The organism is Staphylococcus sp. FSL W8-0271 (assembly GCF_038006605.1).
Classification (GTDB): domain Bacteria; phylum Bacillota; class Bacilli; order Staphylococcales; family Staphylococcaceae; genus Staphylococcus; species Staphylococcus cohnii.
Genome location: NZ_JBBOVM010000001.1, coordinates 2,124,865 through 2,138,569 on the forward strand (window position 1 = coordinate 2,124,865; position 13,705 = coordinate 2,138,569).

Genomic DNA, 13,705 nt, shown 5'->3' on the forward strand with positions numbered 1-13,705 from the left:
GATAATTGCTATGTTAAAAACTCAAACATCACTAAATTATCATCATTCGCAGTTTAATTATCATTACTTTCTTCGTCTTCATCTTCTTCAGGAGTCGGACGTGTTTCATGATATTCAAACTCTAAGATAACATTGATAATTTGATGATTATCCACTTCCGATATTACCCAACGATCATATTGTGTATCTACATAATCATTTGGTTGTAAGTTGGTATTATGTGCTTGTAACCAACCACCAATTGTATCTATATCTTCAGAATCCTCAAATTCAATACCAAATTGATCGTTTAAATCATCTAATAACACTCTACCGTTAATTTGGTATTTATTGTCACTTAGTCTGAGAACATCATTGACTTCATCATCGTCAAACTCATCACGAATTTCACCAACAATTTCTTCTAATATATCTTCCATAGTTAAAATACCTGCTGTACCACCATATTCATCAATAATCAAACTAATGTGAACGTGTTCACGCTGCATTCTGATAAGCGCATCACTGATTCTAGTAGTTTCGGAAATCATTGGCAAATCATGGATATAGTTACTTGCTTTCATCGGTTTACCAGAAGCATACTCTGTTAAAAATTCTTTTACGTTAATAAACCCTTTTACATGGTCTTTATCGCCATCTTCTGTAATTGGATAACGTGTGAATTGATGTTCTTTAATTGTTTCTAATAATTCATCTACATTAAATGGCTCATTTAGTGTAACCATTTGTGTACGCGGCACCATGATATCCTTAGCATGTCTTTCATCAAAAGAAAAGATGTTTTGCATATATGCTAATTCTGTTTGATTGATTTCTCCGCCATTGTAACTATTATTTATGATAATTTTTATTTCTTCTTCTGACATAGCATCATTATTTGCATCAGGATCCACACCAAACATACGAATAATCATTCTTGCTGAACCATTCATTAACCAAATTAATGGCTTCATTATAAATCCGAAGTAATATAGCGGTCTAGCATAAACTAGTGCCAATTTTTCGGTATATTGGATAGCAAGCGTTTTCGGTGCTAATTCACCCAAGACAACATGCAAATATGTCACAATGATAAACGCTACAATAAATGAAAAAGTTGTCGTTAGTGCTTCTGGTAAATGGATTAATTCAAATAATGGGTGTAGCAATTTGTTAAATGTTGGTTCACCTAACCAACCTAGTCCTAAAGATGTCACGGTAATACCCAATTGACATGCTGATAAGTAATAGTCTAAGTTTTTAATCATCTTTTTAACAACACGTGCACTACCGTTGCCTTCTGTTGCAAGTTGTTCAATCCTAGTAGTACGCACTTTAACTAATGCGAATTCTGATCCTACGAAGACTGTAGTTAATGCTATTAAAAAAAAGAATATTACTAAATTTATTATGGTCACTGTTTCCAATTAGTTCCCTATTTCTAGGGATTCACCTCCAAATTTTGTGTCACAATAGGTGACTGCTTATAAAATATTATATGATTGTTAAAGTTTGTATTATATGCTAAATCCTTCCCATTGTAACACCTCCCTAAAAATACGCATTTCTTTTATTTTATCATAATAGTTGTTTCGAAAGTAATTTATACAAATTAAAATTTATATTCACCTAATGTATCATTTAAACGCAAAATTACCTTCGCGTCAACTTTCTAAATTTTACATCATTTGTCCTAAATAATATTTATTTATTCTAAAATAATGATTACTTAATAAATTGATGTATTTCACCATTTTTGATAGTTGTCTGAACTTCAATATCATCGTTCACGATGACAATATCTGCATCTTTACCTGCTTTTAAGCTACCTTTTTTATCGTCAATGTTTAAAGCAATTGCCTGATTCAAGCTAGTGACACGCCATAGATTATCCAATGAATCACCTGTAAATTTAAGAAGATTATGCAAACCAGTATTCATTTTTAAAATACTTCCTGCTAATGCTCCTGAAACTAAACGCGCTTCTGAGTCTTTCACGATGACATTTTGGCCACCTAAATCATATTCTCCATCTGGCATGCCTTTTGCGCGCATAGCATCTGTAATTAAATAGAAATGTTCATTTCCTTTTTGCTTATATGCGATATCTACAGCAGCGGGATGTGAGTGGATGCCATCGACAATAACTTCAGTGTTCAATTGATCATTAACCCATGCTGCCCCAAATAGACCTGGTTCTCTATGTTCAAAAGGTGTACCAGCATTATATAAATGCGTTACATGTTTGGCCCCGTTTTTTACCGCTTCATTACTTTCATCAAATGTCGCAACTGTATGTCCAATTGAAAATATAATTTGATCTTTAAAAGCTGCTAATGTTTCTTTAGCGCCATCGACTTCAGGTGCAAATGTGATGACTTTGATGTGATTATTCGCTATATTTTGGAAGTATTTTAATTTTTCCACTGAAGGTCGTTGGACATAACCAGGATTTTGCGCACCTACTTTATGTTCAGAAATAAACGGGCCTTCTAAATGGATTCCCACAATTTCAGCTGTATTTAACGTATCTTGTTGTGTTTGATATGCAGCTATATTTTTTAGCGCATCTGTAATATTCTCATCTGATTGTGTCATTGTAGTTGCTAAATAACTCGTTGTACCTTCAGATAACAATGACTCTGACAAATGTTTTAAGCCCGTCATCGATGCATCCATTGCATCTTCACCGTAACCGCCATGCATATGAATATCAATAAAACCAGGTAAAATATGATACCCTTGTGCATCTATCGTTTGTAAATCACCTTCATACTTTCCTACACCTAAACCAGCAATTTTACCAGATTTAATGATGATATAACCGCAATCAATGGTTTCAGTTTCAGTATATATTCGTCCATTTTCAATTACATATTCAACCATTTATATTACCTTCTTTTCAATTATTTTAGGTTAAAATTTTCTTACATCACTTGTAATTTATTTTACCAAATTCAACGCTTATATTATATTCAAAAGCAAATAATAAAAAAACCAGAAGTTTCACTCAATCATGAGTTCTTCTGGCTTTTCATTATGAATCTCTGTAATTTTAATCATTCATCGCTTCTGAGTTTTGTATCTCTTCTTTAGTTAATTTTGTTTTTAACATACCATAAATAACTGCTGCTATGATAGCTCCAATAATGATTGCTATCAATGATTGCAATACGTGACTAAAGTCTGTTCCTAATATAACGATAATACCACCATGTGGTGCTTGAATGGATGATCCTAAACCTAATGCAATTGCACCTGCTACACCTGAACCCACCATCATAGACGGGATTACACGAATAGGGTCAGCTGCGGCAAAAGGAATTGCACCTTCAGTAATAAAGGATAGCCCCATCACATAGTTTGGAACAATAGAACCTTTTTGTTCTTTAGTGAATTTTTTACGGAACAGTAACATTGCTGTTGCAATAGCAATCGGTGGCACCATACCGCCAATCATCGCTGCTGTAATTGGTGCTGCATTGCCTTCTGTCAATGCAGCTACAGCGAATACATAAGCTGCTTTATTAAAGGGACCTCCCATATCTATAGCCATCATCGCGCCAATAACAAGACCTAATAACATAATATTAGTACCTGATAAACTTTGTAAGCCATTCAGCAATAAATTATTTAACCAAGATGCTGGAGGATTTAAAACATAAATCATCAGTAAACCTGTTATAGAAACAGAGAATACTGGGAAAATTAGAGTTGGTTTTAAACCTTCTAGAGATTGTGGCATACCATTTGTTAATTTCTTGATGCCTAATGTTAAATAACCTGCTAAGAAACCTGCAAGAATGCCGCCGATAAAACCAGAATCACCTGTACTAGCTAATAAACCACCAACCAAACCAGCTGCGAAACCTGGTTTGTCTGCAATACTACGTGCTATATAACCAGCAAGTATAGGAATAATTAGCATAAAGGCACTCTTGTTACCTATGTTCCACAATTGTTCTGCGAACGCGTTGTAATCTGAACTTTTTGGATCAAACGAATTTGCACCAAACAAGAACACGATAGCCATTAAAATACCACCAGCTATAACAAGTGGTAGCATATTAGAAACACCGTTCATCAAATGTTTATAAATTGTCTTACCTACACCTTGTTTTTCATTACTTTCTGATTGTGCTTTACTTGAATCAGTACTCGCTACAAACGGTTTACGAGAAGTATCTTGAGCAATATTAATTAATTCTTCTGGGCGTTTAATACCGTCAGCTACTGGTACTTCAACGACGTTCTTACCATTAAACCGCGCTGTTTCAACATGTACATCTGCCGCTACAATAATACCAGTAGCACGTTCGATATCTTCATTCGTGAGATGATTTTTTATACCGCCAGATCCATTTGTTTCTACTTTTATTTTAACGCCCATTTTTTCAGCTTGCTTTTTCAATGCATCTCGCGCCATATAAGTATGTGCTATACCCGTTGGACAAGCTGTAACCGCTAATATATAGGGTTCATTTGTATCAGCTGAAGCAACAGAGCTTTCAGTATCTTCTTCAACTTCTTCTGTAGCTTCATCATCAGCTTTATCAATGATTTGTAACACAGATTGAGGAGAAGTTGCATTTAGTAAATCTTCTCTTACTTTGTCATCCATTAAAATACCTGACAGTTTTGCTAATGCATCTAAATGTGTTTGTGCGCCACCTTCTGGAGCCGCAATCATAAAGAACAGATGTGCCGGTTGCATATCTAAACTTTGATAATCTACACCCGCTTTAGATTTACCAAAAGCGATGGCAGGCGTATCTACTGCAGCTACTTTGGCATGTGGTATCGCAATACCTTCTCCAATACCAGTCGTACTTTGCGCTTCACGGTTATAAATAGCTTCTTTAAAAACTGATACATCGTTTAATTTCTTTGCTTTATCCAGTTGATTCACTAATTCATCTATGACACCATTCTTATCAGTTGATGAAAGATCCATAGCTATTGTCTCTTGAGTTAATAACTCTGTAATTCTCATCTCATTCACTCCCTTTTAGAGTCGTAATTGTCACTTGTTCTTTAATATCTTCAATTGCTTTGTATGAGGCTAAATCATCGTTAAAAGCAGTTGCCGTTCCCGCAGAAACCGCTTGTTTAAACGCGTTTTCAATTGTCAATCCTGTTTCAAGACCAGCTATCATGCCTGCAACAGTGCTATCACCTGAACCAACTGTATTGACAGCTTGGCCAAGAGGTACTGATGCTTTCAAACTATGCTTATGATCAACATAAACTGCGCCTTCGCCACCAAGTGACACAATCACAGATGATGCTCCTTGTTTCATAATTTCTTGTGCATAATGGATAACATCTTCGTCCGAATCGATTGCTGTATCAAACATGACTTCTAATTCATGTTTGTTTGGTTTAATAAATAGCGGATTGTATTTTAATACGGATTCCACTAAATCTTTTTCAGCATCTACGACTAATCGAGCACCTGTTTGTTTTATGATTTTTGCAATTTGTTCATACGCATCTTTAGGGACGCTTTTCGGTATGCTTCCTGCCACGACAACTATATCTTCTTTTGAAGTTTGTTTAAGTTGTCTGAGTAGATTTTCAAAATGTGTTTGAGAAATATTTGGTCCTGGTGCATTTATTTCTGTTTCATCACCAGTTTTCAATTTTACATTAATCCGTGTATCTTCATCTATTTCTATAAAATCGGTTTGAATACCTGCTTTTTTTAAAGTGTCATCTATAAATTGACCTGGAAATCCACCCGCAAATCCTAAGGCTGTTGAAGGTACATTCAATGTTTGCAACACTCTTGAAACATTGATACCCTTACCTCCAGCAAATTTAAAAGTTTCTGTCGCTCTATTTAATCCATTTAATTCAAAATCATCAGCAAACATGATGTAATCAATAGAGGGATTAAAAGTTACCGTATAAATCATCGTGTACCTCCAATAAATGTGTAATGTTCAGTATATTTCTTAAATATGTCACTCTCTTTTACTTTTTTAGAAGTAACAATGCTTACTTGTGTTTCGACAGGCACATGTGCAAAATACACCTTGTCGTATTTATCATGATCAGCTAAAATATAAGCGTTTGTGCCTAAATGTATAGCGTATTTTTTAATAATCGCTTCTTGCTCATCAGGTGTAGTTAAACCATATTTTATATCTATACCATTCATACCAAGGAATACCTTATCAAAACGATAGCTCTTCAACGTTTCAAGCGCGCTAGCACCTACTGTCGCATATGTTGTCGATTTGATTTCTCCACCTAAAATAAATGTTCGAATACCCTGTTTAATTAGCTCTTCGACATGCGTCAAACCACTCGTTACAACAACAATATTTTGTGCACTGATGTAAGGGATCATCTCAAGTGTAGTCGAGCCAGCATCAATAAAAACACATTCATTATCTTCTATTTCTAGTGCTGCTAACCGTGCAATTTCTTGCTTTTCTTTTAAGTTTGTTCCACGTTTATCTGCTAAATTAGGTTCTAAGATAGATGAGTCGTTTAGCATTGCCCCGCCATGCACTCTTTTCAATTTTCCAATTTTTTGTAATTTGGATAAGTCTCGGCGAATTGTGGACGCACTACATCCTGTTCGCTCTATTAATTCCTGTAAAGTCAAAAAATCTTTTTTTGACAATTCAGTCAATATGAGTTCCTGCCTTTTTTCAGTAATCATCCCTTCACCTCAATTCATTTTCATTATAATGGTTACGCTTTCTTATTTCAATCATTTTTTGTCAGAAACAATCAAAAACAATCATATAAAGTTAATGAAATTTGATATTCCACCTTTTCCTCAATAAATTATGATTTTTATCTATGCGTTAATAACCACATTTGAACATCTTGATAATACATCTCATTACGTTACAATAATTATGTATTATACAACTTTTTTATTTCACATATTTCTTACAAGGAGTGCCTTGAAGTTATGCAACAATCATCTATAGTTAAATGGGAAAAAAGAATCAGAATCAGTACCGCAATTATCTTTGCTATTTTAATGATGCTCAACATATACATAAGTGAAAAATTCAAAACTGACTTTGTATTTTTTCAAACGTTGATTATGTATATCTTGTTGTTTTTTCAAATGGGCTTTAACCTGTTACAATTTCTTAGTCATACGACGAACAAACATATACGAATAACCATGATTTTACTCTATACATATGCTTATATTAGTAACTTTATCGTGTTGTTAATTTTACTTATATCCCCAATAGATTCTATGCTTGTTTTAACTATGGTCCTCACATTTTTTACATTGAGCTTTATGTTTTTAATAACCGTAGAACATCAATTTAAAAAACGCATAAAAAAAAGAGCGCAAAATTCGAAAAAAGTTTCAAATCATTAACGCTCGCGATTTTATAATATTATAAAAGGTATATGTTTGCTTACTGTCCATTAAATAATCACGAAATGGTATCATGACCACTTCGTGATTTTAATTATCTTATTATGCTGTTACTGATGAGTGACGTTCAACACTTTTGCTTTAGTTATTTTAATCAAGTCATCAACTGTCATTTCAATCTGTACCCCACGTTCTCCACCACTAATATAAAGAGAATCTATACATGTCGCTTGCTGATCGACAACCGTTTGAAATTGTTTTTTCATTCCAATTGGTGAACAACCACCCCTAATATAACCTGTTACGTTTTTAAGTTCATCTAAAGGCATTAAATGTAGTTTCTTTTCATTTACGGCGTTAGCTGCCGCTTTCATATCTAATGTGTCACTTACTGGAATGATAAACACAAAATGTTGGTGATGACTATTTTCTAAAACAAGTGTTTTATATACATATTTATCCTCTATGCCAACTTTGTGTGCTACTTCAGTACCATCCATATGTTCATCCGAGATTTCATACGTATTGACATTGTATTTTATCTTTTGACGATCTAACATGCGCATAGCATTTGTTTTCTTTTGTTTCATTTCGATACCTCATATGATTATAAATATTTTATGCATATCAAAATTATTTTATCACAAGCAATCAATCTAGCTTAAGTTGTTTAATGAATTTCGTTAAGACTTCGTTCATTTCTTGATCTTTCAAAGCGAATTCTATCGTAGTTTTTACAAAACCTAACTTTTCACCAACATCATAACGCTCACCTTCAAAGTCGTAGGCATAGACTTGACTTTCTTTATTCATTCTTTCAATAGCATCTGTCAGTTGAATCTCTCCACCGGCGCCTTTACCTTGGTTTGCTAAATATTCAAAGATATCAGGTGTTAACACATAACGTCCCATAATCGCTAAATTTGAAGGTGCTGTTCCTTGTTTCGGTTTTTCCACAAATTGATTCACTTCATATTGACGACCACTTTTACCTAACGGATCAATGATGCCGTAACGATGTGTATCATTTTCATTCACTTCTTGGACACCGATTACAGATTTACCAGTTTCTTCATATGTATCCATCAATTGTTTAATGGCTGGTTGTGTTGACTCCACAATGTCGTCGCCCAATAGTACCGCAAAAGGTTCATTGCCAATAAATTGACGTGCTGAATAAATTGCATGTCCCAACCCTTTTTGTTCTTTTTGTCTTACATAAAAAATATTAGCAAGTTCAGTAGAATAATTCACTTTTTCTAATAGATCCGTTTTTCCTTTTTCTTCTAAAATCATTTCTAATTCTTTTTGATTATCAAAATGATCTTCAATTGCTCGCTTGTGTTTACCAGTTACAATTATAATATCCTCAATACCAGCACGAGCTGCTTCCTCTACAATGTATTGAATCGTTGGCTTATCTAAAATCGGCAACATTTCTTTTGGCATCGCTTTTGTTGCCGGAAGAAATCTTGTACCTAATCCTGCCGCAGGTATAATTGCTTTTTTTATTTTTTTCAAAACATTCATCCTTTTCAATTTTTAATATTTAAATATTAATCAAAGTATAAATCAGTTTAAACTTAATATAATAATAACATCGATACATTTAACTTTATACTTTTTATGACAATAAAAAACATCCAACTTCAATAGAATCTAAAAGTTGAATGTTTTCATTTTCTTATTTCAACGCAGGTTGACGGATGACATCACCCAGTTTATTCACAATAACTTTATATTCTTTTTTAGCTGTCGCATCATAAAATGTATAAAACATACCTTGCTTTGAGGCATGTACTTGCTTCAAGGTAGCATTGTTTCCCAATGCATCTTTTGCATATTTTTGAGCTATTACTTCTGATTCATGTGGCGATATTCTCGGTTTGTCTTGGTCTTGGTGATTTTGCACTTTATAAGCATCATCAAATATCCTTGCCTTATTATTTTGATCTACAGTGACTCTATAATATGTTTTGGGATGTTGCTTATTCTTAAAAGTGAAAATATAGTAATATGTCCCCTCACATGTACTATCAATACCATAGTCATTATATTCATTTTCAGAATGGTTATCACTATCAACCATTTTTTGTGCTTTATTTAACGCTTCTGAAAATTGAGGCAAATTGATTTCTCCAGCCTCTTTATCATTCAAATCATGTGTTGCTAATTTTGCTATAGGTTCGTGGTTTTTTGCATTATATGGCTTTTCTTTTGGCACGTCATGTTTTGTGTCATCCGGCACATTTGAATCAAAATCTGCTTTTTCTTCTCCTGCTTTGGATTGAGCAACATTATTTGTATCGGAATAACTCGATATTGTTTCATGTACTTTTGCAAGCACTTGTTGATTAGTAACTAACACTAATAAAAATATGAAACAACATGTTAATAGGAAAGCCAATATTGATAATAGTAAATTCTTCAACTTTATCCCCTTAATCATCTCTCTTTAATAATAACAACATATTATCACAAATATTTAACAAAAAACTTATATAGACCACAATTTAAAACAATTGTAATTTCTGTAACATGAATATTATGTGTGCAACTTTATTTAACATTCGTGTCATATTTGAAATTCTAATGTACTAATTCTGACAATTTTTATATCCATTAATACATTAACCATTACATCCTATTACTTCATACGTATTTTGAAATTTTTCTAATGAACATAAGTTTAAAAATTGCCATGTTTAATTTACTTAATAAAAAAAGGAGCAAGAAATGAAATTAAAATGGTGGTTCTAATTTCATCTCTTACTCCTATAACATTAACTAATTCGTCAGAAAGTTAAATTGTCTTTTATAAAATAATTATTCATTTTTACATTTTATACATAAACATTTTAGCAATAAGCATAGCAAAATAGCTACGTCATTCATTGAATTTATGATTTTTTTAGACGATTTCGAATTGCTTTTTCAAAAAATATTACTATCATTCCAATAAACATCACTAATATCGCCATGTACAGTGGAAATTCAAAATTAATATCGTATAACGTACCAGCTACTAATGGACCTATAAAATTCCCCATGCTGGTAAAAGTCGAATTTAACCCACCAGCAAATCCTTGACGATTTCCAGCTATATTTGAAAAATAATTGGTAATTGCTGGACGAATCATGTCAAAACCAATAAATACTATAAAACTAATAATCATAATTGACCAATAACTATGCATAAACGTCAATGCAAGTAAAATAATCGCTGAATAAAGTAATGCATAAGTAATAAAAGTAAGCTCTTCAAAATATTTCATAAACTTATCAAAGAAAAACACTTGGAATATCGCACCAAAAATACCGCCACCGGTAATTGCAAAGGAGATATCTATAGGTGAATAATGTGCTTTATCGGCTGTATATAAAGGGAATAATGTTTCGAACGCAGACAAACCAAATGCAAGTACTAGTGTTAAAATGACTGGAGTGAGGAACACTTTCCAATTTATTTTAGCCAATAATTCAGGTTGATATTGTGTAAAACCATCTTGCGTTTCATTTTTCGGGTTTTTAATTAATGTGATAGATAATATAAGCGCCACGATACCACTTGTACCAGCCACATAGAACGGCAATCTATGCGATACTTCCGCCAGCAAACCACCTAAACCAGGTCCTAAAATAAAGCCAGAATTAATGATTGCCGACATATAACCAAAATTCTTTGCTTTATCTTTTCCTATAGAAATATCCGCAATCATCCCAGTAACACCAGGCATGACCATTCCAGCACTAAAACCACCTAATATTCTGGAAATGATTAGTAGAGAAAACGTGTGACTTGCGGCAAACAAGAATTCTGAAATTGCAAAAAGTGCAAGTCCAATACAAATAATTAATTTTTTACCTAATTTATCTGCAAGCGTACCACCAAACGGTGAAATAATCATTTGTGCGAGTGCAAAGACCGCAACAAGAATTCCTAAATCACTACCTTTTAAACCTAAATCTTTTAAATAAACTGGTAGCACTGGTACAACTAGACCTATACCTAAAAAGACTAAAAAGATATTAAAATATAAAATATAAAATTGTTTATTCACGTTTCTCACTCCATTCTTTTACACACTTTTTTCACCATCTTGTTTTGTATCGTTAATTTAGAGGAATGCACAATATTAGAACATTCTATAACATTTTCCTACAGAAAAACAATAGAAAAACTTACATTTTCAAACACTATTATACATCTCATAAATAATTAATTGTATAATGATATTAAATGCATTAATTTGAATGGAGGTTTTCAAATGCTATATCAAGTAGATGGTAATACGATCGTATTAGTTTTAGAACAAGGTGAAGACATTGTTGAAGCTGTAACGGATCTCGCTCGTGAGCAAAATGGTAAATTTGGAACAGTCAGTGGTATCGGCGCTTGTGATAACGTAGAATTAAATTTCTATAATTTAGAAACTAAAACCTATGAAAAAAAAGAAATTAAAGAACCTTTAGAATTAATCAGCCTTTTAGGTAATATTTCTCATATTGATGAAAAGCCATTTGCACATTTACATGCAACTTTTGGTACTAATCAATACGAAACATTAAGTGGTCATTTAACAAAAGCAATTGTTTCAGCTACTGCAGAAATCGTCATTACAATGACAAACCTAGATATAAATCGTAAACACAATGGCGATATCGGCTTGAATCTATTAGATTTGTAATTCAATGACGCTCGGCCAACAGGGTTTTAACATTATTCAACTTATAAAAACATATCAATTTAAATATAATTTTATAAGTTGGAATTTAAAAACGTAATCTATACTAATCAAGCATCATGGATATTAATATCTCTGCCTAAAGCATAAACGTTAATTTCTATTGAAATTATATAGGAATTAGCGTTTTTATACGTTTATGAAAATTTTGTAATATTGCTGACTACCATGCTCCATTTTTTTGTATTAACATGTATCTTTTTTACAATTTTGATACGTATTGACGTTCAAGGATTGATTATGTAAATAACTATTGAATTGAACTATGCGAATTGATAACTGGACAAAGTCACACACGATAACCCAAATTTTAATGATTAGCCATTATTTGAAAATAAATATTTATGTTTAACTTGTTTTTGTTTGTAAAACGTTTTCATTCATTTTGACTAGTGTTTATAATTGAAATTTCTGTCTATAAATTGTATTATAAAAAATCACATTCGTAATTTTATGTTTATGTTCCCTTAGCAGTAAGCTTTTTAAGGGGATTTTTATTTGCTGTTTAAAATTAATACTTATTATCATGTACGAAACAATATCTAATACTTCATAGACAAGATTATATAAAAATTCAATTTCGGGTAAAGTTGTTTTTTAAACTTCAGCTATAGTTATACTCTATAAAAATAATTATATGAGCTTGTGTGCTTAGCACAAATATAAATTCAAAAAGAAAGTAGGTGTAAGTATCGCCCCTCGTTACATTGCTAGAACAATATTTTTAATTTTAATGATCATATCAATTTTCTTTAATCAATTTTATCAATTTATGACGCTTAATCTCTTTCTAGCATATGTTCCATTTGAATTATGCTTACTCTTAAATTTATTTAAACCCAAATATAAATATGAATGGCCATTATTTATCGTTTTTGTACTTATATTTTTATGCATGGTACCCAATACGCTATATATGGTTACAGATTTAATACATTTAAATCAATTTACTTTTAATTTTTATCAAGGTTTAATCATCGTTGAATGGGTGTATTTTACATTTTTAGTTGCCGGCGTCTTATTAGCTTTATATTTATTAATTTTGATGTTTGTAGAAATGGAAAATTTTACAACTCACCGTTGGTTAAATAGAACCATTATACTCATTATGATGTTTTTAAATGGCTTAGGTATTTATATTGGACGGTTCTTACGTTTGCATTCTGTTTATATTATCAATGAACCACTTCGAATTTATAGAGAAGTTATCAATCATTTAGATTTTGATGCTTTCCTATTTGTCATATTATTGGTATTACTTCAAATTTTAATTTATACATTTGCGAAAGGAGTACAACGTACAAAATGACTTTTAATATCTTAATTTTACTTATTGTACTCATCGTATTTCAATTAATTATTGGACATTTACTTCATGACGTAGGCTTTTCATACACAAAAAGCATCTTGCTTATGTGTTTACCACTAGGTATCGGTTTATTTTATTTACAATTATTTTATTATGAACGAAAATATCCTAATTGGCATGTTTCTATTAAAACAAAGATAAGGTTAAAGTATATGTATATTTTAACTTTTCTTGAGTACGTTGCGATGTATATTTGTATTTTCAGGATGTAATCACAAATTTAATTATATAACGAAACACCCACAGCAGACT

General features: G+C 32.1%; 12 protein-coding genes. 3 read left to right on the forward strand and 9 right to left on the reverse strand.

Going from position 1 to position 13,705, the window contains the following annotated elements; genetic code table 11:
* Positions 1 to 53: 53 nt before the first annotated feature.
* The 9 genes from NST87_RS10450 to norA all read right to left on the reverse strand — a co-directional run bounded on the left by NST87_RS10450 (position 54) and on the right by norA (position 11,400).
* Positions 54 to 1,406 carry a hemolysin family protein gene (locus NST87_RS10450; protein ID WP_019468254.1) on the reverse strand — a complete coding sequence of 451 codons (1,353 nt, stop codon included), beginning with the start codon at positions 1,404 to 1,406 and terminating at the stop codon, positions 54 to 56.
* Between the two features lie 298 nt (positions 1,407 to 1,704).
* The gene (gene nagA / locus NST87_RS10455; protein ID WP_040030239.1) at positions 1,705 to 2,865 is read right to left on the reverse strand and encodes an N-acetylglucosamine-6-phosphate deacetylase; all 1,161 of its coding nucleotides are present in this window, start codon (positions 2,863 to 2,865) and stop codon (positions 1,705 to 1,707) included.
* 169 nt (positions 2,866 to 3,034) lie between these two features.
* A complete protein-coding gene (locus tag NST87_RS10460; protein ID WP_019468252.1) occupies positions 3,035 to 4,972 on the reverse strand; it encodes a PTS fructose transporter subunit IIABC in 1,938 nt (645 codons plus the stop codon).
* Between the two features lies 1 nt (position 4,973).
* Entirely contained in the window at positions 4,974 to 5,897 is a 924-nt protein-coding gene (gene pfkB, locus NST87_RS10465) for a 1-phosphofructokinase (RefSeq protein WP_040030240.1), read from the reverse strand.
* Positions 5,894 to 6,652 carry a DeoR/GlpR family DNA-binding transcription regulator gene (locus tag NST87_RS10470; RefSeq protein ID WP_019468250.1) on the reverse strand — a complete coding sequence of 253 codons (759 nt, stop codon included), beginning with the start codon at positions 6,650 to 6,652 and terminating at the stop codon, positions 5,894 to 5,896. Before NST87_RS10470 ends, pfkB begins: the two co-directional genes overlap by 4 nt.
* A 797-nt stretch (positions 6,653 to 7,449) precedes the next feature.
* A complete protein-coding gene (gene ybaK, locus NST87_RS10475) occupies positions 7,450 to 7,929 on the reverse strand; it encodes a Cys-tRNA(Pro) deacylase (RefSeq protein ID WP_019468248.1) in 480 nt (159 codons plus the stop codon).
* Positions 7,930 to 7,990: 61 nt separating this feature from the next.
* Positions 7,991 to 8,860, reverse strand: a complete 870-nt coding sequence (gene galU / locus NST87_RS10480; RefSeq protein ID WP_340721687.1) for a UTP--glucose-1-phosphate uridylyltransferase GalU — start codon at positions 8,858 to 8,860, stop codon at positions 7,991 to 7,993.
* A 163-nt stretch (positions 8,861 to 9,023) separates the two neighbouring features.
* Positions 9,024 to 9,770 (reverse strand): hypothetical protein, encoded by a 747-nt coding sequence (locus NST87_RS10485; protein ID WP_019468246.1) that lies wholly within the window; start codon positions 9,768 to 9,770, stop codon positions 9,024 to 9,026.
* A 469-nt stretch (positions 9,771 to 10,239) separates the two neighbouring features.
* On the reverse strand, positions 10,240 to 11,400 hold the full coding sequence (gene norA / locus NST87_RS10490; protein WP_040030241.1) for a multidrug efflux MFS transporter NorA: 1,161 nt from the start codon (positions 11,398 to 11,400) through the stop codon (positions 10,240 to 10,242).
* Positions 11,401 to 11,607: 207 nt separating this feature from the next.
* On the opposite strand from norA, the gene NST87_RS10495 reads away from it, so the two are divergent.
* The 3 genes from NST87_RS10495 to NST87_RS10505 all read left to right on the forward strand — a co-directional run bounded on the left by NST87_RS10495 (position 11,608) and on the right by NST87_RS10505 (position 13,665).
* On the forward strand, positions 11,608 to 12,027 hold the full coding sequence (locus tag NST87_RS10495) for a PPC domain-containing DNA-binding protein (RefSeq protein ID WP_340721688.1): 420 nt from the start codon (positions 11,608 to 11,610) through the stop codon (positions 12,025 to 12,027).
* A 790-nt stretch (positions 12,028 to 12,817) separates the two neighbouring features.
* Positions 12,818 to 13,393, forward strand: a complete 576-nt coding sequence (locus tag NST87_RS10500; protein ID WP_046467659.1) for a DUF1361 domain-containing protein — start codon at positions 12,818 to 12,820, stop codon at positions 13,391 to 13,393.
* Complete coding sequence (locus NST87_RS10505; RefSeq protein ID WP_064264668.1) at positions 13,390 to 13,665, forward strand: hypothetical protein; 276 nt, start codon at positions 13,390 to 13,392, stop codon at positions 13,663 to 13,665. The genes NST87_RS10500 and NST87_RS10505 overlap by 4 nt, the downstream gene beginning before the upstream one ends.
* Positions 13,666 to 13,705 lie beyond the last annotated feature (40 nt).